This window comes from Pseudomonas sp. (genome assembly GCF_051660785.1).
Lineage (GTDB): Bacteria > Pseudomonadota > Gammaproteobacteria > Pseudomonadales > Pseudomonadaceae > Aquipseudomonas.
The window spans coordinates 1-23272 of the sequence record NZ_JBOFQE010000092.1 but is presented as its reverse complement, the minus strand read 5'-3'; the positions used below and the strand labels follow the sequence as shown (position 1 = coordinate 23272).

Below are 23272 nucleotides of genomic sequence, written 5' to 3'. Positions count from 1 at the left end.
TGCGAAGAGGCTGATGGTTTCTTGGAGTCGTGTCGCAATTAATTGTGAATGCAATGGAGATGGAAAACATGAATGCTAAAGTTGAACAGGCGGAATTGTCCAGAATGGCAGTGCTTCAAGAGAGCAGGGCTCGGCGTAACAGTACACTTTCTGATGCTCCGCCCCCTGTATTATTGGCGCTAACCTTACCTGGTGGCGATCTGCGTATACCCGTCGACAAATTACAATCGCCCTTGCAATACACCGTCCCCAAACCCACCGATGAATACGATGACGATCTACTATGGCCACAGGTACGAAAAAAAGGAGCGATCGACTGGGTTGATTTTTTACCTCTACCACATTACATCGAGTTGGGTCCCGTTGCTGACAGGGACTGGGATGTGCCTTTCGAAATTCCCCTGACTTACATGATTGAGGACCCCGCTCCGGAACTTCCGACTGAATATGAGTTTAGGTATCTGTTGTATGCGAACGGAACCAACGAGTCGATTTCTCTCCCAGTCACATACGCTATTGACAGGACCTATCCATACAAAATAAAAAATCCACCTGCAGACCGCACGCCGGGAGCCCCTTCGTGGCCGGCAGATTTGGGACCGAACGACCCGATCGATGAGGCTTACCTGGAAGGAAAGACGGGGATTCTTGTCAAGCCTGCCGTCTCCCCGACCCATCATCCAACTGACATCTACCAATTTTATTGGGGAGATGCACCTGATCCTGATCGCGACACCCCGGTGTTTGAAGGCGTATTGACGGCCGGAGAGGCCCTGATTCCGGCTGACGTGTTCAAAACAAATGAGGGCACGAAACGGCTTATTTATCGCGCGAGAGACTTGCCTGGCAACCGGGGGAAAAGATCAAATCCCAGCCAGCGAACCGTCGTTATTCTGCCCGATCCGAACGTTATATTGCCGCCAGTGATTACGCTGGCAAACGGTCCGAGTGGCGATGGCCTGATCGACCTGGCGGATACTCAATTTGATATCCGCGGCGTTGAAGTCAAGGTGACCGTACCAACACCCAGTGCAGAGTCCGACACAATTGTCGTTTATTGGGGAGGGAAGCCGATTTCTCCGGAACAACGAGTAGGAACGAATACCGAGCTTTCGTTCTTTGCCAGTTATGACCTTGTAAAAGAGGTGTATGGCAATACCGATGGAAGCGTGGCGACAGAAATCAGTTATAAAATGTTTCGCTCAATCCGTGAAATAGCCACCCATAATGCGACCATCGACGTAGATGTTTCATTTATTGGTCCTGATCCAATTCTTATTGGCTTGGAGGCTCCAGAGTTGGAGACAACAGCCGGCAGCATCGATGAAATTCTCGAAACGGATTACGGCGATACTGGAATAAAGATCAAGATTCCTCTTTTTGCTGCTCCTCCAACGGAAGAAGGCTGGTTGATTGATGTCTTTTACGACGACATCAAGATTGGCAATACCATTGCGTTGACGTCTGGCCAGGAAGATACAACTCTTGAAATTCCTTTGCTTTGGGCGACGGTGCTTGCACAGCAAAGCGGAACCAAGGTGTTGCGCTACACCTTGTTTACACTAACCGGGGTTAACCCAACGCAATCAAGACCAAAAGACATCGAAGTAGAAGAGTTCCCGATCGAAATGGTTGCACCGGAAGTTATTAATCTGGGTGGGCCGCTTAGAAGGATCAGCTGCCCGACTCTAAACTTTCCTGTTGTCGGAAATCCTGGGGACGGGACGGCGCGGCGAAACCTGACAGTGCGCGTACCGAAAAATACGTACACCGTTGATGGAGAGACCATTACCTTGAAATGGGTGCCATATGACACTGCAACCCCACCAGCCCCCATTTCGGGCGCAGCCACTACACAGACTTACCTTATTACCGGAACGTATCCCGATGCGGGTGCATTGATTCAAATCGGCGTGTATGACACTCACTTTAAACCCGCTCATCTCGGCAAAGGTAGAGTCACCTATTCCATTTCGCGAGGGGGAGCGGGGAATAATCCAACGCCTGATTCATTGCCTGCTGAGCACGTGGTTTTTCTGACAGATAACCAAGGCAAATATTGCGAGGAAACGCTTCCTGGGAATTGATTGTAATCCCACGGCGAGCGCAGTGCGCTCGCCATCTTTTTTTTTGCCTCAAGTGAGTGCCAACGCGTAACTCTGAAGGGTTTTCGCCGGTGAAAGTCAGAAACGTCCTACAGAAAGCCGTGATGTGTCCAGCTACTCTAGCGCCGCTCAAATAGCTGGCCTGTTCTAAGTGTCAGCGCCGAATTGTTATTGAAGGCAGGTGCCCGGTGAAAAAAATTGTTTTATCGAAAGTCAGTAAAACATGTGGGCTGACAGCAACAAGTCTATCGCTGCTGACACTCTATGGCTCATACGCGAACGCTGCGCCTATTGTTGGAGGAAATGTAACCATCACTGGCGGCGCACCAGAAAGCTGGGGCTTGAGCCAGCAAGCAACACTGACTGTCAATGGCGCCCAGACACTTGCCATCAGCTCCAACAACTCGATACTCAATGTAAACACGGGCAGTACCACTCAGCAGATTTCGGCCAGCAATGCATCGATCATCAACCTGAATGGCGCCACCGTGTCAGGTGCTGGCGGTCTTGCTGCTGTCCTGCTGACCAATAGCAATGCGACCATCGATAACAGCACTGTTACCGGCAATCGTCTAGGACTGCAGGCGGTTCGCAACACAGCGACTCAGACCGGTTCCAACGTCGTCGTGACGGGTAAAAGCAATATCACGGGTGTCTTGGGGGGGGCCTTGGTTAGCGCTCATAGCAGTCTCGACGTCAGCGATTCAATCATTCAAGGCACCGGTGCCACGAGTTACGGTCTTCGATTGAGCAGCGGACAAGCTGTTGCCAGTAACAGCACTTTTGCAGGCGGACAAGACGGTGTACGTATTGATGTTGATGTGAATGACGCACAACCTGCCGTATTGAAACTTGAAAACAGCATTGTCCAAGGTCACTCCGGTTCGGCGATCGTTGTCGACTTCAACAACGCTTCAACGCTGCCTGCAACCATCTCGCTGACCAATTCCAGATTGCTGGCCGGTAATGAGACGTTGCTGGACGTGAGAGGCGGCGCCAACGTCTCCTTGACCGTCAATGGCAGTACTCTGGACGGGAATTTTGTTTCCGCGCAAGGCAGTACCACTCAACTGGTCCTGCAAAACAATTCGGTTTTGACCGGACGCCTGGACAATATTGCCAGCACCACGATCAACGACACTTCCCGATGGGTAATGGTGGAAAACAGTGACGTTGACACGCTTGTACTCAACCGCGGCGGATCGGTGGTGTTTGGAGACACGAACGCTTTCTATCAACTGAACGTGACCAACCTCTCCGGCAACGGTCGATTCGTGATGGGAACGGATTTCAGTACGGGCCGAACTGACTTGCTGAATGTAAGCGGAAGCGCCACTGGCAGTCACGAACTGCTGATCACCAGCAGTGGCCTGGATCCAGCGGCCGGTCAACCTATCCGTGTCGTGCAGACTGCCGGGGGCGATGCGAATTTTTCTTTGGTCAACGGCGCGGTTGATCTGGGGACCTTTTCTTACGGTCTGGCCAAAAGCGGCAATGACTGGATACTCGACCCAAGCACCCGGACAGTGAGTCCTGGCGCACGATCTGTACTTGCACTGTTCAATACCGCATCGACCGTTTGGCTGGGTGAACTGACCTCATTGCGCACTCGGATGGGGGAACTGCGTTTCAATGGCGGCCAGGCAGGCGCATGGGGACGTACATATGCCAACAAATACAACGTCGCCGATGGCTCGGGTGTCGGTTATCAACAAACCCAGCAAGGTTTCACCTTGGGTGCGGATGTTCTGCTGCCCTTCGGAGACGGTCAATGGTTAGTCGGGGTGATGGGAGGGCATAGTCAATCCGATCTCAACCTGAATGCCGGCACTTCAGGCAGTGTGGAAAGTTACTACCTGGGTACGTACGTCACTTGGCTGGATGCCCGGACAGGCTACTACTTTGATGGTGTTCTGAAGGCAAACCGTTTTCGTAATGACGCAAAAGTAGGGTTGAGCGATGGCGCCCGGGCCGAGGGATACTTTGACAACTCGGGGCTGGGTGGATCTCTCGAGTTCGGCAAACACATCACCTTTGCCAATGGCAACTTCATCGAACCCTTCACTCAATGGTCTGCCGTGGTCATTGAAGGCAAGGATTATTCCCTGAGCAACGATCTGCGAGCTGAAGGAGATCGTTCACGTTCGTTTATCGGGAAGTTGGGGGCGACCGCCGGTCGAAATATAGAACTGGGCCAGGGACGTGTGGTACAGCCGTACCTACGCGCCGCATGGGCTCATGAATTCGCAAAAAACAATGAGGTGCAGGTCAACAACAACGTTTTCAATAACGATCTGTCAGGTTCCCGCGCGGAGTTGGGGGCGGGTATCGCCGTAGCGATGACAAAAAATCTTAATATGCATGCGGACTTTGAATACAGTAGCGGTCAATACATCGAGCAACCTTATGGTGTCAATTTCGGCCTTCGTTATATGTGGTAAATCACTCTGTAATGATTAATTAAAAAGGAAGCAATGCTTCCTTTTTAATTTGCAGATTTTCAGTTATGCCGCCAACGTTCGGTAGCCGATGGCTCCCTTGGCAGTAAAGGTCACATCAAGCGTCAACTGTTTGAGGTCATCGTCGTCTCGATTCACGACGACTGCCTTTTTCAAAGTCCCCGAGAATATACCCGAAACGTCATCATATTCGAGTTCGGCTGTTCCTGAAATCTGAGTGTAAACAACAGCTTTTTCTGGATTGCTGTTGTCAACAAAGGTCAGGCGAACCTGATGCGACTCTGCATTCAGATCGTAGGATGTATTTTCCAGTCCCTTAGAAAATGAAAGGGTGAGTTCTTTCGTCGTGTACTCCGGATCGGGCTTGCGATGACGAGCAAACAACATGTGAGCCTCGCCATGAGGCGGCGGGAACGTGTGCTCTGAGAGTTCCACAAGGCCGGCGTCGAATGCTTCTGTGTCATTTATTGTTCCTTTACATTTACCAGCGCCCACGGCGTTTCTTAGTTTCTGCGTGATCATCTTCATCAATACGGGCTCCATTGTCATGACAGGGTATCCCGCTATTAAGGAAACGTTCGGGATGGGGTATAAAACCGCCATTGGATGCCGCTGTAAACTGTCAAACCTGACAGTTTACAGCGCCTTCCAGGTGTGATTTATCTGCGTGTTAGTGGTGGTTGAAATTTTTTATTTTTGGATCAAGACACTGAACCACGTCGAACCTGCGAGTAATAAACCCATGGAGCGATTGAAATATTGCAAGGCCTTGGGTGAACGGAGCCATTGATTGACACTTGATCCAAGCAGCGCCCAGGCCGCCATACAGGGCAGCGCTATCGCGAAGAAAACAAAACTCAAAATCAGGACATGATGCAAACGATCGGAGCCGTTGCTGGCAAACACACTGATGACCGCCATGGCCATCATCCAGGTTTTTGGATTTATCCATTGCAGGGTCGCTGCCGTTACAGCACCGGGCTGTCGATGATTGTCGGGTGAGTCCGGATCGCGGATTTCTGGCGTCGAATGGAAAATCTGCCAGGCGAGGTAACTCAGCCATGTAACCCCAAGCCATTGCAGGGCGGTTTGAAGCAGGGGGATTCGTTGCAGGGGCTCGCCCATGCCGCAACCCACTAGCAGAACAATGAGCGCAGCACTGGCGCAGGCGGCCAGGATGATGGGCAGCGTGGCTTTGAAGCCATACCGGGCGCTGTTGTTCAACACCAGAATATTGGTCGGCCCCGGCGTGATCGAGGCAACAAAAGCAAACAGCAAGAAAGGCAACAGCGTGGGGACAGTGGACGGCATGGAAGCGGCTCCGTAAATAATTCAGGAGTCGACCTCACAACATCTGCCTCAAGCGTCTGGAACGTTTGAGCAGCGCTTGCGGTACAACGCCGGCGTCAACCCATAAGCCCGGACAAACCAGCGTCCCAAGTGACTTTGATCGGCAAACCCCAACTCCACCGCCACCGCCGCAGGCTGCACGCCGCTGGCGAGCATTCGCCGAGCCTTGGACAGGCGCAGTTGCACCAGATAGGCGTGGGGCGCTAGCCCATAAGCCGCCTTGAAAGCGCGGGTCAGACGGAAGCGGTCGACGCCTGTTACCGCTGCAAGCTGGTCAAGGCCGATGTCGAAATGAGCGTTGGCGTGCAGGTACTCCCGAGCCTTCTGGGCCACCAGCGGCAGGCGCGGGTCTTCGCCATAACGGGCGCGCCAATGCAGGTGGCTGGTCAGGCGTTCGAGCAAGGTGTCGATGGCGGTTTCGCGGACAATCTTCAGTTCACCGCCATGCAGGGTTTGAAATGCCAGACTGGTCGCCTGAGACAGTCGGGTGTCGCTGGCCAGGGTGGTGGCGAAACTCAATTGGCTGTTGAGCGGCGCGCCTTCGAACAGTGCGCTCAACTCACGCTCCAACCACTGCGGATCGAGGTACAACATGCGGTAGGTGAACCCATCCTCAGTCGGCGCTTCGCCGTCATGAATGTCCCCCGGTTCGAGCATGAACACTTTGCCCGGCGTGCTCTGGTGCCGGGCTCGCCGGCAATTGAATTGCTGAACGCCTTGTTCGGTCACACCCACCAGGTAACTGTCGTGCCAGTGCGGGTCGTAAGCATGACCTTCGAAATGCGCACGCAGGGTCTCGATGCCAGTATCGGCGTCCTGGGCCAAATCGAGCCAATTGTGAGTGGTCATGCTGCACCTGCGAGACGGATTACCGACTTATTTAACGCCCGCGCCGGGAGTAATGACTAGAACGTTTGTGCAACGGTCAGCCAAACAACCCCGCTGCAATATTGATCGAAAACCCGAGAATCGCCGTGTTGAACAGAAATCCGATCAATGATTGCGCCAGCACAATCTTGCGCATGCTCCGTGTTGCCACGCCCACGTCCGAAGTCTGCACCGCCACGCCGATGGTGAAAGAGAAATACAGAAAGTCCCAGTAATTGGGGGTTTCCAGTCCTTCAGCGAAGCGCAACGCCAGGTCCTTGCCGTCCCAGGTGTAGAACAGACGGGCGTAGTGCACGCTGAAAATCACCCCGATCAGTAACCACGAACCAATGACCGTCAATGCGGTGAAGCCGTAATGCAGCAGCTTGCGATTGGTTTCCAGGTCTTTGCTGCCGGCCAGTTCGAAGGTGATGGTCGCGAGGCTGGCAAGCGCGGCGATGCAGACCACGAAAAGCACCAGACCGGCGTTTTCGTCTTCGATCTCGGCAATGCGCTTTACGTCAGGCGCCTTGGCGCGGGCGGTGAGCCAAAGCATCAGGATCAGGTAAGTCCAGACCCCGACATTCCAGCCAATGAGGATTTTGCTGATGACCGAATCGGCCGGAGCCAGAATGCCTGCCGCGACACCGAGAGTGGCGGCGGCGGACAGGCGAGGGTGGGTGCGGGCGAGGAAGGGCATGAAGACTCACGGTCAGGGGCTTTGCAGCACCATAGCCCTGCCGTGAGTGAAGCGGCAAGCCGGGGCGTCAAAAGCACTCAGGCCGGACGCTGTATGCCGTCAAAATGGAACACTCCGTTTTCTACGTTGATGGTTTTTGACCCGTCCGAGAGTTTGGCTTCGAAATGGATAACGCCCTCCAATACACCCGCGGATGAACCTTTCGGTGGAGAGGTGTTTATCGTCAATGTTCCACTGACCGCGGGGTAGGCATGAATCCCGTCATACTCGATATAAAGCGCAAAAATCTTGTCCCTGTGCTTTTCCAGGTCATACGTGTCAGGTACAAGATCATCGGAGATGGATACGGAGATAATGTCTACAGTGGTTTCGGGAGTGCTCGATTCATCAACGTAACTGGACCAACCACGCCAGTGGGGGCCTTTAACGCCCGCACCGACACTATCTGGCCGCCAGTCAAGGCTGAACCTGTTGGCCTCGTAACCACGATTGATATCCCCAGTGATGTTCGCTGTGAACGAGTCGCTTACCGAGTAATTTTTATTCGAGGGCAGGAATTCTTTAAATCGGCCTTCATCCAGACCCTTGAGAATGAAATTGCCAGATTGCACAGTCACAACTTCAGAGCTGGGTGCTCCCGGAATCGAACCTTTACCCTCGAATTCGAATGACCCGCTTGCAGTTTGAGTCGTTGTGTCAATGGTAAGAGTGACCGCGCCGGTAAAGCCGCCAAATGGACTGAAATTGCTACCCTCGGAGATCGCCCAGCTTGCGAAGGCCAGGCCTGATCCTGTGGTCGGCAAGCACTCCGTTTGAACTCGGTATACCTTGTTCTGGACGTCACCGTCGTCGGGTAAGTCAATATAAATGTTGCGGAAAATTTGCCGTTCTTGGTCAATAAGTTGCCTTGACGATAACGTCAAGACACCCTCCCAGTAATACAGTTGCATCCACCGTTCATCGCCGGCGTAATGTTCTGTGCTCCCATCGGCCCGCGTGACCTCGGCCTTGAAAGTACCTTCTGTTTTCCTGTTCATAAAAGCTCCCTGCTGTGCGATAGGTCGAATAGACAAATGCTGCACAGGGAGCTTAATGAGCGGGTTAGTGATCGGATACTGTCATATATGACAGGCATAAAAACCAGGTTTCATAGTACAAAAATTCAATCCCGGCTTTTATTGGAACTCCTCTTTACCAACTTCATCACCACCACAAAAAACACTGGCACAAACATCACCGCCAGCGTCGCCGTGATCATCCCGCCAATCACCCCCGTGCCGATCGCTTGCTGACTGGCCGAACTGGCCCCGGTAGCAATCGCCAACGGCACCACCCCAAGAATGAACGCCAGCGACGTCATCACGATCGGCCGCAACCGCAGGCGCGCGGCTTGCAGTGTGGCGTCGATCAAGTCATGGCCTTCGTCGTACAGGCTCTTGGCGAATTCGATGATCAGGATCGCGTTCTTCGCCGACAGGCCGATGATGGTGATCAGCCCGACCTTGAAGAACACGTCGTTGGGCATTCCGCGGAATGTCACCGCCAGCACGGCACCGAGTACACCCAGCGGCACCACCAGCAACACCGAGGTCGGAATCGACCAACTCTCATACAACGCCGCCAGGCACAGGAACACGATCAACAGCGACAGCCCGAGCAAAATAGGCGCCTGGCTGCCGGACAAACGTTCCTGCAACGACAACCCGGTCCATTCCTGACCCAACCCCGCCGGCCCAAGCGCAACCAGCCGCTCGATTTCCGCCATGGCTTCGCCGGTGCTGTGGCCGGGCGACGGCTCGCCGGAAATGCTGATCGCCGGATAGCCGTTGTAACGGGTCAACTGCGCGGGGCCTTGGGTCCATTTCGCCTGGACAAACGCCGACAACGGCACCATTTTTCCGGCATCGTTGCGCACGTTGATCTTCAGCAGGTCGGCGACCTGACTGCGCTGATCGCCTTCGGCCTGGACCACCACCCGTTGCATCCGTCCCTGATTGGGGAAGTCGTTGATATAGGCCGAACCGACCGCCGTGGACAGCACGTTGCCCACGTCGGCAAAGGACACGCCCAGCGCGTTGGCCTGTTTGCGGTCGACTTCAAGCTGCACTTGCGGCGCTTCCGCCAGCGCACTTTCGCGCACGTTCATCAGGATCGGACTTTTCTCGGCGGCGGCGAGCAATTCGCTGCGCGCTTTCATCAGCGTGGCGTGACCGAGGCCGCCACGGTCCTGCAAGCGGAACTCGAAGCCGCTGGACGTGCCGAGGCCGTCAACCGGCGGCGGCAGCACCGAGAAGGCCACGGCGTCCTTGATCTGGCTCAGCGCGATGTTGGCACGGTCGGCAATCGAACTCGCCGAGTCATCGCTGCCCCGATCCGACCAATCCTTCAGCGTGGTAAACGCCAGCGCCGCGTTCTGCCCGCTGCCGGAAAAACTGAAACCGAGAATCACCGTGCTGTCGCCAACACCCGGTTCAGTAGCGTTGTGCGCTTCAATTTGCTCAACGACCTTCACCGTGCGGTTCTTGCTCGCACCCGGCGGCAGTTGGATGTCGGTGATGGTGTAGCCCTGATCTTCAACCGGCAGAAACGAGGAGGGCAGGCGACTGAAGCACAGGCCCAGACCGATCAGCAGCACGCCGTAGATCAGCAGATACCGGCCGGTGCGTTTCAGCGCATAGGCGACCCAACCTTGATAACGCGCGGTCAAACGCTCGAAAGATCGGTTGAACCAGCCGAAGAAACCGGTTTTCTCGTGATGCTCGCCCTTGGCAATCGGCTTGAGCAACGTCGCGCACAACGCCGGGGTCAAGGTCAGCGCCAGGAACGCCGAGAACAGAATCGAGGTCGCCATCGACAGCGAGAACTGGCGGTAAATCACCCCGACCGAACCCTGCATGAACGCCATCGGAATGAACACCGCCACCAGCACCAGGGTGATGCCGATGATCGCCCCGGTGATCTGCGTCATCGCCTTGCGCGTCGCCTCCTTGGGCGACAGGCCCTCGGTGGCCATGATCCGTTCGACGTTCTCCACCACGACAATGGCGTCGTCCACCAGAATGCCGATGGCCAGGACCATGCCGAACATGGTCAGCACGTTGATCGAGAACCCCAGCGCCAACATGGTCGCGAAGGTGCCCATCAGCGCAACCGGCACCACCAGGGTCGGGATCAGCGTGTAGCGGATGTTCTGCAGGAACAGGAACATCACCGCAAACACCAGCAGCATCGCTTCGCCAAGGGTGTAAACCACTTTGGTGATCGAGACTTTGACGAAAGGTGAAGTGTCGTACGGGATCTTGTATTCCACGCCCGCCGGGAAGTAGCGCGCCAGTTCATCCATCTTCGCCCGCACCAGGGTCGCGGTGCTCAGGGCATTGGCGCCCGGCGACAACTGCACGCTGACCGCTGTGGACGGCTTGCCGTTCAGGCGCGTGCCGAACTGGTATTCCTGGCTGCCGATCTCGACCCGCGCCACGTCCTTGATCCGCACGGTCGAACCGTCGGAATTGGCCTTGAGGACGATGTCGGCGAATTCTTCCGGCGTCGACAATTGGCCTTTCACCAGAATCGTCGCGGTGATTTCCTGGGTGGTGCGCGTCGGCAAATCGCCGATGCTGCCGGCCGAGACTTGAGCGTTCTGCGCGACGATGGCGGCGTTGACATCGGCTGGAGTCAGATTGAAGCCGATCAGTTTCTGCGGGTCGATCCAGATGCGCATCGCCCGTTCGGCGCCATACAACTGGGCCTTGCCGACGCCGTCCAGACGCTTGATCTCGTTCATCACGTTGCGCGCCAGGTAATCACTGAGCGCCACATCGTCGAGCTTGCCGTCGCTGGAGGTCAGGGTGATCAGCAGCAGGAAACCGGCGGAGACTTTCTCCACCTGCAAACCTTGCTGATTGACCGCTTGCGGCAGACGCGATTCCACCACTTTCAGGCGGTTTTGCACGTCGACCTGAGCCATCTCCGGGTTGGTGCCCGGTTGGAAAGTGGCTTTGATGGTGGCGCTGCCGAGGCTGCTCTGGGATTCGAAATACAACAGGTGATCGGCGCCGTTTAGCTCTTCCTCGATCAGGCTGACCACACTTTCATCAATGGTTTGTGCCGAGGCGCCGGGATACACGGCATAGATTTCGATTTGCGGCGGCGCGACGTCGGGGTACTGCGCCACTGGCAACTGTGGAATGGCCAATGCGCCGGCCAGCAGGATGAACAGGGCAACCACCCAGGCGAATACCGGGCGATCGATAAAGAACTGCGGCATAAAAAAGCGTCCTGCTTACTGACCAGAAACCTGGGCAAGTGGAAGAGGGGTGTTGTCGATCTGGACTTTGTCACCGGGCTTGGCGTGTTGCAGGCCTTCGGTGACGATGCGGTCGCCGGGCTTCAGGCCACCGGTGACGATCCAGCGATCGTTCTGCACGGCACCCAGTTCGACCGGTTGCTGGCCGACGCGCTGCTCGGCGTCGAGCACCAACACTTGGGCAATACCGGCGCTGTCACGCTGGATAGCTCGCTGCGGCACGCTGATGCCTTGCTGATTCACCGCCTGCTCCAGACGCACACGCACGAAGCTGCCCGGCAACAAATCGAGGTCCGGGTTGGGAAACTCGCTGCGCACGATGATCTGGCCGGTGCCCGGGTCGACGGTAATGTCGCTGAACAGCAACTTGCCCGGCAGCGGGTAGAGGCTGCCGTCATCCTGAATCAGCGTGGCTTTGGCCTGACCTTGGCCCACTTCCTTCAACTGGCCGGAACGGAAGGCGCGGCGCAGGTCGTTGAGTTCGCGGGTCGATTGGGTCAGGTCGGCATGAATCGGGTTGAGTTGCTGAATCAGCGCGAGCGGCGTGGTTTCGTTCTGCCCGACCAGCGCACCTTCTGTCACCAGCGCACGGCCGATACGCCCGGAAATCGGGGCGGTGACGGTGGCGTAACCGAGGTTGAGTTTCGCTCGGTCCACGGCAGCTTTGCTGGCCGCAACATCGGCGGCGGTGTGCCGGGCGCTGGCCCGGGCGTTGTCATAATCCTGGCCGCTGATAGCGTTGCCTTCGATCAACTGGGCATAACGCTGTTCTTGCAGCTTTGCCTGAAACGCATTGGCCTCAGCCTTGCGCAACGCTGCTTCGGCGCTGTCGAGGTCTGCCTTGAAGGGGGCCGGGTCGATACGGAACAGAACATCGCCTTTTTTCACGTCGCTGCCTTCGCGAAAGGCGCGTTGCAACACGACGCCGGCCACCCGGGCGCGGACTTCGGCAATCCGTGGCGCCGCAATCCGCCCGCTCAATTCGCTGGTGATCGACAGGGGCCGGGCTTCGATGGTTTCGACCCGCACCGTGGCCAGGGGCGCCTGTTCTTCAGCGCTTGAGGACTTGTCACAAGCGCTCAGTGTCAACGCCAAAGCCATCAGGCTGAGCTTGGCAAGCAGGTTCTTTGACATGTACATACCCCAATAATGACTGCCCGCATCCTACGGGGAGGCGAGGAGAGTAGCGGTGAAGCTTTGTTGGTGCTGTGTGAAATTGTGTAAGGGTTTTACTCACGGGCGGGCGTGGGCGTATATCCTTGGCCGCTTGAGACTTTTTGCGACAGGCAGGCCGCCATCGCTAGCAGGCTAGCTCCCACAGGAGTTTGATGTGAGCACAGATTTTGTGAACATCCCCAATCTACTGTGGGAGCTAGCCTGCTAGCGATGGCGGCATGCCAGTCGCCACTGCACTTTCTGGAAACACCCCATGCCCAACATCCTCCTGGTCGAAGACGACACTGCGCTTTCCGAACTGATTGCCAGCTACCTGGAACGCAATGGCTATTGCGTCAGCGTGATCAGCCGTGGCGACCACGTGCGCGAGCGGGCCCGGGTCAATCCGCCGGACCTGGTGATCCTCGATCTGATGCTGCCGGGGCTCGACGGCCTGCAAGTCTGTCGTCTGCTCAGGGCCGATTCCGCGACCTTGCCGATTCTGATGCTCACCGCTCGCGACGACAGCCACGACCAGGTGCTGGGCCTGGAAATGGGCGCTGACGACTACGTCACCAAACCCTGCGAGCCCCGCGTGTTGCTGGCCCGTGTGCGCACGCTGTTGCGACGCAGCAGCCTCAGCGAACCGCAGACTGCGAACGACCGCATCCTCATGGGCAACCTGTGCATCGACCTGTCCGAGCGCACCGTGACCTGGCGCGAGCAACTGGTCGAATTGTCCAGCGGTGAATACAACCTGCTGGTGGTGCTGGCCCGGCATGCCGGCGAAGTGCTGAGCCGCGACCAGATCCTGCAACGCCTGCGCGGCATCGAATTCAACGGCACCGACCGCTCGGTAGACGTGGCGATTTCCAAGTTGCGGCGCAAGTTCGACGACCACGCGGGCGAGGCGCGCAAAATCAAGACCGTGTGGGGCAAGGGTTACCTGTTCAGCCGTTCCGAGTGGGAATGCTGAGACGATGTTCAGAATTCTGTTTCGCCTCTACCTGGTGATGATCGTCTCGTACAGCGCGGCGATCTACCTGGTGCCGGACCTGGTGATCAAGGTTTTTCATGAGCGCTTTGTCACCTACAACCTCGATTATTCGCGCGGGCTGCAAACCCTAATCGTCAAACAGTTCCACGCCGTGCCCGAAACGCAGTGGCCGGCGCTGGCGAGCGAGATGGACAAGGAGTTCTCACCGCTGCACATCGTCCTGACCCGCAATGACGACCCCGATTTCACCCTTGATGAGCAGGAGCGTTTGCAGCGCGGCGAGAAGGTCGTGCGTATCGGCGACTGGGGCTGGCGCACCCTGGCCGTGGCACCGTTGAACAATACGACGGTGGTGCAAATGGTCGTGCCGCCGGACCCGATGGACGTCAGCCTGTTGTACTGGAGCATCAACGTCCTGATCGGCGCGACCATGCTTGCCTGCCTGTTGCTGTGGCTGCGCCCGCACTGGCGCGATTTGGAACGACTCAAAGGCACCGCCGAACGCTTCGGCAAAGGTCACTTGAGCGAGCGCACACAGATTTCACCGCACTCCAATATCGGCAGCCTGGCCAACGTCTTCGACACCATGGCCGGCGATATCGAAAACCTGCTCAACCAGCAGCGTGACTTGCTCAACGCTGTGTCCCACGAGCTGCGCACACCGCTGACTCGCCTGGATTTCGGCCTGGCCCTGGCGCTGTCCGACGACTTGCCGGCCGCCAGTCGCGAACGTTTGCAAGGGTTGGTCGCGCATATTCGTGAACTGGATGAGCTGGTGCTGGAGTTGCTGTCCTACAGCCGATTGCAAAACCCGGCACGGCTGCCGGAACAGGTCGAAGTGTCGCTCGATGAATTTATCGACAGCATTCTGGGCAGCGTCGACGAAGAGCTGGAATCGCCGGACATCGTGATCGATGTCGTGCTTCACGGGCAGCTCGAACGCTTCGTGCTGGACCCGCGACTGACCGCTCGTGCGATTCAGAACCTGTTGCGCAATGCCATGCGTTATTGCGAAAAACGCATTCAGATTGGCGTTCAGGTGTGCGCGAAGGGGTGCGAAATCTGGGTCGATGACGACGGCATCGGCATTCCCGATGATGAACGCGAGCGGATCTTCGAACCGTTCTATCGGCTGGACCGCAGCCGCGACCGGGCCACTGGCGGGTTTGGCCTGGGCTTGGCCATCAGCCGTCGAGCGCTGGAAGCGCAGGGCGGCACATTGACCGTCGAACCGTCGCCATTGGGCGGCGCACGGTTCCGGTTGTGGCTACCCACTTCAGCCTGACGCACGCGCTGTAGCAGCTGCCGAGCAGCGCGAGGCTGCGTTCGAGGACGCAGTCCTCGTAAACCCTGCGAACGCGGTTTTACAGGGGCGCCGCGGGGGCTGATTTCACAACGACTTCGTCGCCGAACGCAGCCTCGCGCTGCTCGGCAGCTGCTACAAGGGATTAGCCTGGTACTTCGGTGGAGGGAATCAACCCGACCCCAGCCACCTGCATCCGCTCAATCGCCGCCGCCAACGATCCGTCAAGATCAATGGCCCGACAGGCATCCATCACCACAAACGCATTGAAACCCGCCGCCCGTGCATCCAGCGCCGAGAACATTACGCAGAAATCCAGTGCAAGGCCGACCAGGTAAACCGTGTCGATGCCGCGTTCTTTCAGATAGCCGGCCAGTCCGGTGGTGGTCGTGCGATCCGCTTCCAGAAACGCCGAACAGCTATCGATGTCCGGGTTACAGCCCCTTGCGGATAATCGAAAGGCTTGCAGCCGGGGTGGCTCGACGCGAATGAGGCGTGGCCGGGCGGGTGCCAGTCCTGGGCGATGATGGCCTGTTTGAACTGGCTCCGAGGCGATTGTTCAAGGGCACGATCAGGTCACCCTCCGGCACGGGGAGTTGGCCACCGGGAATGAAGTCGTTCTGTACGTCGATGACCAGCAAGGCTGTGCGAGAAGCGATTGGCAAGAAGTTATGGGAGACAAAATGCGATAAACGATAGCGTTTTAATCTCGTTTGTAGATGCTGACTGTTATATCTGACAGTAGTTGTAATTGCTCGCTTGGTATCTAATTATTTCTGCGTAGCAAGCATCAGGCAGCGTGAAATTTTCATGAAAGTTATAGGAATGCAAGGAGAGCAAAAATGGTGAATTCAAGCGTCGCAACTAACTCTACCGGGATTGTCAAAGATTTTAAACCGTATCCACCTCCTTCTGAAATGGAACTGAATTGGCCGCCTTCTAAAATTTATGCAGTTGTTCAGCCTGAAGGCGGGGGGGCGGAGGTGTTATGTAGTGTGGAGGAATACAGTCCTTTCGGTCCCGATCGTCTTTATATAGGGGATAAAGTGAGCTACAAAACTTATGGTACTCAATTCGGCGATGAGATAAAAAAAATCTTCTGAAATGTAGTTACTACCGAATCTGTGAGGTTGCGTTAAACGCAGCCTCGCAGATTCGGCAGGGGATTAATCCGGTACTTCGGTGGAGGGAATCAACCCGACCCCAGCCACCTGCATCCGCTCAATCGCCGCCGCCAACGATCCGTCAAGATCAATGGCCCGGCACGCATCCATCACCACAAACGCATTGAAACCCGCCGCTCGCGCATCCAGCGCCGAGAACATCACGCAGAAGTCCAGTGCCAGGCCAACCAGGTAAACGGTGTCGATGCCGCGTTCTTTCAGATAGCCGGCCAGTCCGGTGGTGGTCGTGCGATCCGCTTCCAGAAACGCCGAATAGCTATCGATGTCCGGATTACAGCCTTTGCGGATGATCAATTGTGCATGGGGCAGGTCCAGCTCCTTGTGCAACTCGGCCCCGGCGGTCGCTCGAACACAATGCTCCGGCCACAGCGTTTGTTCGCCGTAAGGCAGCTGAATGACGTCGAAAGGCTTGCGGCCGGGGTGGCTCGAAGCGAACGAGGCATGGCCCGGCGGGTGCCAGTCCTGGGCGATGATGACCTGTTTGAACTGGCCGCCGAGGCGGTTGATCAAGGGCACGATCAGGTCACCTTCAGGCACCGGCAGTTGGCCGCCGGGAATGAAGTCGTTCTGTACGTCGATGACCAGCAGGGCTGTGCGAGAAGCGTTTGGCATGGATGGGTTCCTCCTTGGAAAGTTGGACGCCAAGCATAGGACAACTTCGCTCAGGCGCTAAGCCGGCTGCGCAATAACTTCGCCATGTTCTCCAATTCCGCCGCAGGGTTATGCCCGATCAGCATCCAGGCATGTTCCATGTCCGCCCAATACACCACATTCATCTTGTGTCGAACCTCGTGGGCGAAATGCCGGCTGCCGCTGTTGGAGCGCTTGGCGCACAGGGCTATCGGGCCGTGCGCCGGGTCCAGATAGGTAATCTGTGCGATCGGCATGCCGTCGTATTCGAGGATTTGCGCGCGCTTCAGTTCGGACCGTGGCAGGGCCAGTTGTGCAGGCGAAAGGCTCAGGCCCAGACGCGCGTCGAGGATACGCAATTGCGCCCGTTGCGAAGCTTCATCGACGGGCAAGTGCTCCAGGGTTTGCGGCACGTACAGCGACATGTAGTCGGCGACCAGTCCGCGCCAGTTGCTCTTTTCCTGACTCAATTGCCAGCCGAGGAACAACCGGTCCGCCACCACGCCGCTGACCACCAGTCCCGCCGCCGCGGCGAGGAACCAGCGGCGATTCATCACCGGGCGTTCAGGCGAAGGCAAGGTGTCGAGCATCGACTGCAAACGGTCGACGGGGGCTTGTTGAGCCAGCTCATCGTAGGCTTCTTTGAACGGCAGGCTGCTGCGGGCCAGCCATTGCACGCGCAGATTAAGGGTCGAGTCTTCGGCAATGGCCGTGTCGATGCGGGTGCGCTGATCGACATCAAGTTGATCGTCGAGGTACGCCACCAGTTGCTCGTCCGAAGGTGTCGTGCGGTCGTTCATCGACGTTCTCCCGTGAAAGGGTTCGGTACGGCGTGCAATGGCGGGTATTCCGCCAGTTTCACCCGGGCAGCGGCGAGGCGGCTCATGACGGTGCCGATGGGCACTTGCAGCACCTCGGCGACTTCGCGATACGACAGGCCTTCAACGTAAGCCAGGTACACCGTTTCGCGCTGGGCCTCGGGCAGGGCGTCGACGCGCCGGATGACCTGGGCGGCGAGCACATGGGTCTGCGCCGCGGATTCTCCGTCAAAAGACAACTGACTGTCGCCATCGACCAGGCCCTGGCCCTGGCGCACCCGCCGGGCGCGCACTTCGTTGAGCCAGATCGAATGCAGAATGCTCAGCAGCCAGCGGTCCATCCGGGTCCCGGGGACAAATTGCCCGGCACGCTCAAGCGCCCGAACACAAGTCGCTTGCACCAGGTCTTCGGCGACATGCTTTTGCCGGGACAGCAGCAGACCGTAACGCCACAAGCGCGCCAGATGCTGGCCCAGTTCTGCCCGTATTGCCTGATCGCTGGCGATAGCGACCTCCGTCTGTTCGATGTGTCAGGTTTTCGATGAATCGTGGATGGCTTCGGCCAGGTCCTGGTATTCCTCGCATGTGCTGCCGCAAATGGATTTGATCTGCTGCAACTGCTCTTGCGCCAGGTCCAGCCGACCTTTGATCACGTAAGCCTCACCGAGGTATTCACGCACTTGCGCATACTGCGGATCGAGTTTGACCGATTGCAGGTAATAACCGATGCCTTCGTCGGTGCGCCCCAGTTTACGCGTGGCATAGCCGCGATAGTTCAAGGCCTTGGCCGTATTCGGGTTTTTCAGGGTGTCGAGCAGCGCCAAGGCTTCTTCATAGCGCCCGTCCTTGGCCAGGCGATAAGCGTATTCGGTACGGTCGGCGTCCGGGACCAGACTGCTGGTTTGCTTCAGACACCTTTGCTGCTTGCTGTCCCAGACCTGGCCTTTGGGGCAATTGGGTTTGGCGGGTTCTTCTTCGTCACCGTTCGCCCAGGCAAGAGAACCAGTCAACGCGACGGCGAGCAACAGCGGGGCGGTAAAAACAGCAAAACGGATAGTCATGGACGATGCTCCACAGGTTAATTCGTTTCAGTTCGAACCACGCCCCGGCAGCATCCGGCGCAAGGTATTGTCGCGTAGGCCGTAATGGTGAACCAGCGCCATTACCGTATGCAGGCCGGCCAGAATCACGATGGCCCAGGCCACTTGTTCGTGCAGGCTGCCGAAGACCGAACGCATGCTTTTATCGAACGTCAGCAGAGTTGGGACATCGAACAAACCGAAAAAGTTGAAAGGTTCTGCCTGAGCCCAGCGAAATACAAAACCCAGCGCAATCTGGCTCAGCAGCAAGCCATAGAGCGCCCAGTGCGCCGACTTCGCCAGCACATTCATCACACCCCGGTTGGCCGGTGGCAACCGACGGCCGCGAGACAGGCGCCAGAGCAGTCGACCGATCACGATCACGGCCAGCAGGATGCCGCAGGAAATGTGCAACGACTGCAATTCCTTGCGCAACGGCGTGCCTTTTTCCAGTTGCTGCCAGACCTGTGCGCTGGCGAACATACCAATCACCAGCAGGGCGGTCAGCCAGTGCAGGGTCATGGTGAGGCGGTCATAACGGAGCGGCGAATCGGGGTGCAGGTTGTTCACAGGCAATCCTCATGGGGCGTTGATTGGAGAACACCGCAGGGTGAACAATTATTCATTTCTTTCGCAGGGAAAGCGCGGATCGAGACGCTATGCTCGACAGCATTCGTTGTCGATCGGGAGCACTGCCATGAAAGATCAGGTTCATCATTCTGCGGCTGCGGGCTATAAAACCGGCGCGGACACCTATGTTCGCGGCCGCCCGGACTATCCGCCGCAGGTGGCCAGATGGCTGAGCGAGACCCTGGAATTGAACGCGGACAAAACCGTCATTGATCTGGGCGCGGGCACCGGCAAATTTACCGGGCGGCTGGTGGCGACCGGCGCGCAGGTGATTGCCGTGGAACCGGTGCCGCAGATGCTTGAGAAGTTGTCCGAGGCATTCCCCGATGTGCTGGCGGTAAGCGGCACCGCGATGGACTTGCCACTGCCGGATGCATCGGTGGATGTGGTGGTCTGCGCCCAGGCTTTTCACTGGTTTGCCGGTATCGAAGCACTGACCGAAATCGCCCGGGTCCTCAAACCCGGCGGCAAGCTGGGCCTGGTCTGGAACCTGCGGGATACCAAGGTGAGCTGGGTGCCAAAACTGGATGCGATCGTCAATGCGCTGGAGGGCGATACACCGCGTTATTACACAGGAGCCTGGCGCCGGGCTTTCCCACATCCGGCATTCGGGCCGTTGCAGGCGCAGCATTTCAGCCATGGGCACACAGGAGCACCGGAGGATGTGATTTTCAATCGGGTGCGCTCGACCAGTTTCATTGCGGCGTTGCCTCATGAGCAACGGGCGAGGGTGGATGAACAGATGCGGGCGTTGATTGCCGGGGAACCTGCGTTGCGTGGGAAGGATGTGGTGACGGTGCCTTATGAAACCGTAGCGTTTGTGGCGGTGAAGGGCCGTTAGATCGGCGGTGCGGCCAATCGCGAGCAGGCTCGCTCCCACAGGGGATTTGTAAACGACGCAGAACCAATGTGGGAGCGAGCCTGCTCGCGATGGGGCCGGATCAGGCACCACAGAACCGGTACCAGTCCCGCTTTTGGCCGAACCACTGCCTTACTCCCCCAGGCAATGCCTTGTTATAGTCCGGACCTCATTTTTTGCCCGGTAAAAGGATCACTGCCATGTCTCAGTACACCGCGTTCACCGTCGAACTGGCCGATAAGATCGCCCATGTGCAGATCAACCGCCCGGAAAAGATCAACTCGATGAACGCCGCGTTCTGGAGCGAGATCATCGAGATTTTTCAGTGGATCGACGACACCGACGAAGCCCGGGTGGTGGTGCTCAGCGGGGCCGGCAAGCACTTTTCCTCCGGTATCGACCTGATGATGCTGGCCGGGGTGGCCAATGAACTGGGCAAGGACGTCGGCCGCAATGCGCGCCTGCTGCGTCGCAAGATCCTCGCCCTGCAAGCCTCGTTCAATGCGGTCGATAATTGCCGCAAGCCGGTGCTGGCAGCGATTCAAGGGTATTGCCTGGGCGGCGCCATCGACCTGATTGCCGCGTGCGACATGCGTTACGCTGCCGAGGACGCGCAATTCTCGATCAAGGAAATCGACATCGGCATGGCCGCCGACGTTGGCACTTTGCAACGCTTGCCGCGGATCATCGGTGACGGCATGCTGCGTGAACTGGCTTACACTGGTCGCACCTTTGGCGCCGAGGAAGCGCGCAACATCGGCCTGGTCAATCGCGTTTACAGCGACAATGCCAGCCTGTTGGACGGAGTGATGGGCATTGCCCGGGAAATCGCCAGCAAGTCGCCGATTGCGGTCACCGGCACCAAAGAGATGATCAGCTACATGCGCGACCACCGCATCGACGACGGCCTCGAATACGTCGCCACCTGGAACGCCGCCATGCTGCAATCCACCGATTTGCGCGTGGCCATGGCCGCCCATATGAGCAAACAGAAACCCGAATTTCTGGATTGATTAAACATGACTTCACGCTGGACCACCGCAGTACTGGACACCGATCAACCCGGCGGCTGGGCCGTGGCTCGCAGCCCCGAAGGCTTTCTGTTCGATGACAATGGCGCGCTGTTCCCCCGCGAATGGCTCAAGCGTCAGGAACTGTCGATCCTTGCCGAACACGGCATCGGTCACCTGGACGGCGAACCGGTCTATTTACTGGAGCTGCGCAGTCACAGCGACGTGCCGGGCTGCAACTGGAAAGGCCTGCGGGCGTTCATGCTCGACGGCGATCACACGGTGTACAAGGTGCTCGGTTACGCCGCGCAAATCGGCACCTGGTACCGCGAGCATCGCTTTTGTGGCAACTGTGGTCAGGCGGCGAAGCAAATCCCGCTTGAGCGTGCGATGTACTGCAAGCCATGTGATTTGCGTTATTACCCACGCATCTCGCCGAGCATGATTGTGCTGGTCACCCGTGGCGACGAGATTCTGCTGGGGCGTTCGCCGCGTTTTGTGCCTGGGGTGTACAGCACGCTGGCGGGATTTGCCGAGCCGGGTGAGTCAGCTGAGGACTGCCTGATTCGCGAGGTGCGCGAAGAGGTGCAGATCGAGGTCAAGAACATCCAGTACCTGGGCAGCCAGTGCTGGCCGTTCCCGCATTCGATGATGCTCGGTTTCCACGCCGAGTACGCCGCAGGCGAGATTGTCTGTCAGGAAGACGAGATCGAAGACGCCCAGTGGTTCAACGTTCATGCGTTGCCGCCGTTGCCGGCGTCGCGCTCGATTGCCCGCTACCTCATAGACGTCTACGTGGCGCGGCGCTTAGGCCACGCTGAACCAGTGTTGCCAGGCTAACCGCACGGTCAAGCCCAGCACCACGGTGATGAACACCGGACGAATGAACTTCGCGCCGCCGCTGATGGCGGTGCGAGCCCCGAAAAACGCGCCGACCATCACCGACAGGCCCATGCTCAGGCCGATGATCCAGTCCACCTGCCCGGAAAACACGAACACCGACAGCGCCGCAATGTTGCTGACGAAGTTCATGCTGCGCGCCACGCCGCTGGCCTTCACCAGGTCAATCGGGTACATCAGCAGGCTGCTGACGGTCCAGAAGGCGCCGGTGCCCGGGCCGGCCACACCGTCGTAGAAACCGAGGCTGAAGCCTTGGGTCGATTGCCACTTTTTCTTGATCGGCGCGTCGCTGTCCAGCGGCGCTTTCGGGGTGCCGCCGAACAACAGGTACAGGCCACAGGCGAAGACGATTACCGGGAGCATTTTGTTGAGCCATTCGGCCGGCAGGTAATGCGCGACGACGGCGCCGGTCAGCGCACCGACCAGCGTGCCGACGATGGCGTGGACCCACTGCCTTGGATGAAACAGCTTGCGCCGGTAGAAGGTGAAACTGGCGGTGGCGGATCCGAAGGTCGAACTCAGTTTGTTGGTGCCCAACACGAGGTGCGGCGGCAGGCCGGCGGTCAACAGCGCCGGGGTGGTCAGCAGACCGCCGCCACCGGCAATGGCGTCGATGAAACCGGCAATGAAGGCGACGACGGCCAGAATGGCCAGGGTGGTGAGGTCAACGCTGAGTTCGAAAGGCATGGAAATCGGCTTATTCGGCGGGGTGCAGCAAGGGGCTGCGGGGAAGGGCCGATATCTTACCTATATCTAAAGTTTGCGGCGACTGGTCTGGCCTCATCGCTAGCAGGCTAGCTGTGTAAACCCACCACGTTGTTCACGGATGCTATTCGGCTAATCGGTGGCAAATAACTCAGGCTGGCATGCGGGCGATGCCAGTTGTACTCGTGCAACCACGACGTCAGGTAGGTCGCGCG

The 23272-nt window shown here is 57.7% G+C and carries 21 protein-coding genes and 2 pseudogenes; 8 read left to right on the top strand and 15 right to left on the bottom strand.

The window, feature by feature from the left end:
- The first annotated feature begins 68 nt into the window (after positions 1–68).
- Both ACRC4F_RS26580 and ACRC4F_RS26575 read left to right on the top strand, forming a co-directional pair.
- Complete coding sequence (locus ACRC4F_RS26580; RefSeq protein WP_438662024.1) at positions 69–2087, top strand: hypothetical protein; 2019 nt, start codon at positions 69–71, stop codon at positions 2085–2087.
- 206 nt (positions 2088–2293) lie between these two features.
- Positions 2294–4546, top strand: a complete 2253-nt coding sequence (locus ACRC4F_RS26575) for an autotransporter outer membrane beta-barrel domain-containing protein (protein ID WP_438662023.1) — start codon at positions 2294–2296, stop codon at positions 4544–4546.
- A gap of 63 nt (positions 4547–4609) precedes the next feature.
- Here ACRC4F_RS26575 and ACRC4F_RS26570 read toward each other — a convergent pair whose 3' ends face one another.
- From ACRC4F_RS26570 to ACRC4F_RS26540, 7 genes are all read right to left on the bottom strand, one after another.
- Positions 4610–5092 carry a hypothetical protein gene (locus ACRC4F_RS26570; protein WP_438662022.1) on the bottom strand — a complete coding sequence of 161 codons (483 nt, stop codon included), beginning with the start codon at positions 5090–5092 and terminating at the stop codon, positions 4610–4612.
- Between the two features lie 162 nt (positions 5093–5254).
- Positions 5255–5875: a LysE family translocator gene (locus tag ACRC4F_RS26565; protein WP_438662021.1), complete on the bottom strand. Its 621-nt coding sequence runs from the start codon at positions 5873–5875 to the stop codon at positions 5255–5257.
- A gap of 48 nt (positions 5876–5923) precedes the next feature.
- Complete coding sequence (locus tag ACRC4F_RS26560; protein WP_438662020.1) at positions 5924–6763, bottom strand: AraC family ligand binding domain-containing protein; 840 nt, start codon at positions 6761–6763, stop codon at positions 5924–5926.
- A 76-nt stretch (positions 6764–6839) separates the two neighbouring features.
- Positions 6840–7481: a DUF1345 domain-containing protein gene (locus ACRC4F_RS26555; protein ID WP_438662019.1), complete on the bottom strand. Its 642-nt coding sequence runs from the start codon at positions 7479–7481 to the stop codon at positions 6840–6842.
- 77 nt (positions 7482–7558) lie between these two features.
- Positions 7559–8518, bottom strand: a complete 960-nt coding sequence (locus tag ACRC4F_RS26550) for a hypothetical protein (RefSeq protein ID WP_438662018.1) — start codon at positions 8516–8518, stop codon at positions 7559–7561.
- Positions 8519–8643: 125 nt separating this feature from the next.
- A complete protein-coding gene (locus ACRC4F_RS26545; protein WP_438662017.1) occupies positions 8644–11748 on the bottom strand; it encodes a multidrug efflux RND transporter permease subunit in 3105 nt (1034 codons plus the stop codon).
- Positions 11749–11763: 15 nt separating this feature from the next.
- Entirely contained in the window at positions 11764–12921 is a 1158-nt protein-coding gene (locus ACRC4F_RS26540) for an efflux RND transporter periplasmic adaptor subunit (protein WP_438662016.1), read from the bottom strand.
- Positions 12922–13216: 295 nt separating this feature from the next.
- On the opposite strand from ACRC4F_RS26540, the gene ACRC4F_RS26535 reads away from it, so the two are divergent.
- Both ACRC4F_RS26535 and ACRC4F_RS26530 read left to right on the top strand, forming a co-directional pair.
- Positions 13217–13918 carry a response regulator transcription factor gene (locus ACRC4F_RS26535; protein ID WP_109631796.1) on the top strand — a complete coding sequence of 234 codons (702 nt, stop codon included), beginning with the start codon at positions 13217–13219 and terminating at the stop codon, positions 13916–13918.
- A 4-nt stretch (positions 13919–13922) separates the two neighbouring features.
- The gene (locus tag ACRC4F_RS26530) at positions 13923–15224 is read left to right on the top strand and encodes an ATP-binding protein (RefSeq protein WP_438662015.1); all 1302 of its coding nucleotides are present in this window, start codon (positions 13923–13925) and stop codon (positions 15222–15224) included.
- A 163-nt stretch (positions 15225–15387) separates the two neighbouring features.
- On the opposite strand, the pseudogene ACRC4F_RS26525 reads toward ACRC4F_RS26530, so the two are convergent.
- Positions 15388–15907: pseudogene (locus ACRC4F_RS26525) on the bottom strand (isochorismatase family protein).
- 177 nt (positions 15908–16084) lie between these two features.
- Here ACRC4F_RS26525 and ACRC4F_RS26520 point away from each other — a divergent pair.
- Positions 16085–16345, top strand: a complete 261-nt coding sequence (locus ACRC4F_RS26520) for a hypothetical protein (RefSeq protein ID WP_438662014.1) — start codon at positions 16085–16087, stop codon at positions 16343–16345.
- Between the two features lie 63 nt (positions 16346–16408).
- On the opposite strand, the gene pncA is transcribed toward ACRC4F_RS26520, so the two are convergent.
- The 5 genes from pncA to ACRC4F_RS26495 all read right to left on the bottom strand — a co-directional run bounded on the left by pncA (position 16409) and on the right by ACRC4F_RS26495 (position 19523).
- A complete protein-coding gene (gene pncA / locus ACRC4F_RS26515; RefSeq protein WP_438662013.1) occupies positions 16409–17038 on the bottom strand; it encodes a bifunctional nicotinamidase/pyrazinamidase in 630 nt (209 codons plus the stop codon).
- A gap of 50 nt (positions 17039–17088) precedes the next feature.
- Positions 17089–17856, bottom strand: a complete 768-nt coding sequence (locus ACRC4F_RS26510) for an anti-sigma factor family protein (RefSeq protein ID WP_438662012.1) — start codon at positions 17854–17856, stop codon at positions 17089–17091.
- Entirely contained in the window at positions 17853–18338 is a 486-nt protein-coding gene (locus ACRC4F_RS26505; protein ID WP_438662078.1) for an RNA polymerase sigma factor, read from the bottom strand. Before ACRC4F_RS26505 ends, ACRC4F_RS26510 begins: the two co-directional genes overlap by 4 nt.
- A gap of 66 nt (positions 18339–18404) precedes the next feature.
- Positions 18405–18935: a tetratricopeptide repeat protein gene (locus ACRC4F_RS26500; RefSeq protein ID WP_438662011.1), complete on the bottom strand. Its 531-nt coding sequence runs from the start codon at positions 18933–18935 to the stop codon at positions 18405–18407.
- 27 nt (positions 18936–18962) lie between these two features.
- Positions 18963–19523, bottom strand: coding sequence for a cytochrome b (locus tag ACRC4F_RS26495; RefSeq protein WP_438662010.1), 561 nt, complete (start codon positions 19521–19523; stop codon positions 18963–18965).
- 127 nt (positions 19524–19650) lie between these two features.
- On the opposite strand from ACRC4F_RS26495, the gene ACRC4F_RS26490 reads away from it, so the two are divergent.
- The 3 genes from ACRC4F_RS26490 (at position 19651) to nudC (ending at position 22292) form a co-directional block, all read left to right on the top strand.
- On the top strand, positions 19651–20424 hold the full coding sequence (locus tag ACRC4F_RS26490; protein WP_438662009.1) for a methyltransferase domain-containing protein: 774 nt from the start codon (positions 19651–19653) through the stop codon (positions 20422–20424).
- Between the two features lie 218 nt (positions 20425–20642).
- On the top strand, positions 20643–21455 hold the full coding sequence (locus tag ACRC4F_RS26485; RefSeq protein WP_438662008.1) for a crotonase/enoyl-CoA hydratase family protein: 813 nt from the start codon (positions 20643–20645) through the stop codon (positions 21453–21455).
- A gap of 6 nt (positions 21456–21461) precedes the next feature.
- On the top strand, positions 21462–22292 hold the full coding sequence (gene nudC, locus ACRC4F_RS26480) for an NAD(+) diphosphatase (protein ID WP_438662007.1): 831 nt from the start codon (positions 21462–21464) through the stop codon (positions 22290–22292).
- Here the strand turns inward: nudC and ACRC4F_RS26475 are convergent.
- Both ACRC4F_RS26475 and ACRC4F_RS26470 read right to left on the bottom strand, forming a co-directional pair.
- Complete coding sequence (locus ACRC4F_RS26475; protein WP_438662006.1) at positions 22260–23039, bottom strand: TSUP family transporter; 780 nt, start codon at positions 23037–23039, stop codon at positions 22260–22262. The genes nudC and ACRC4F_RS26475 overlap by 33 nt on opposite strands.
- Positions 23040–23146: 107 nt before the next feature.
- Positions 23147–23272 (bottom strand): annotated as a pseudogene (locus ACRC4F_RS26470) (IS481 family transposase); the annotation flags it as partial.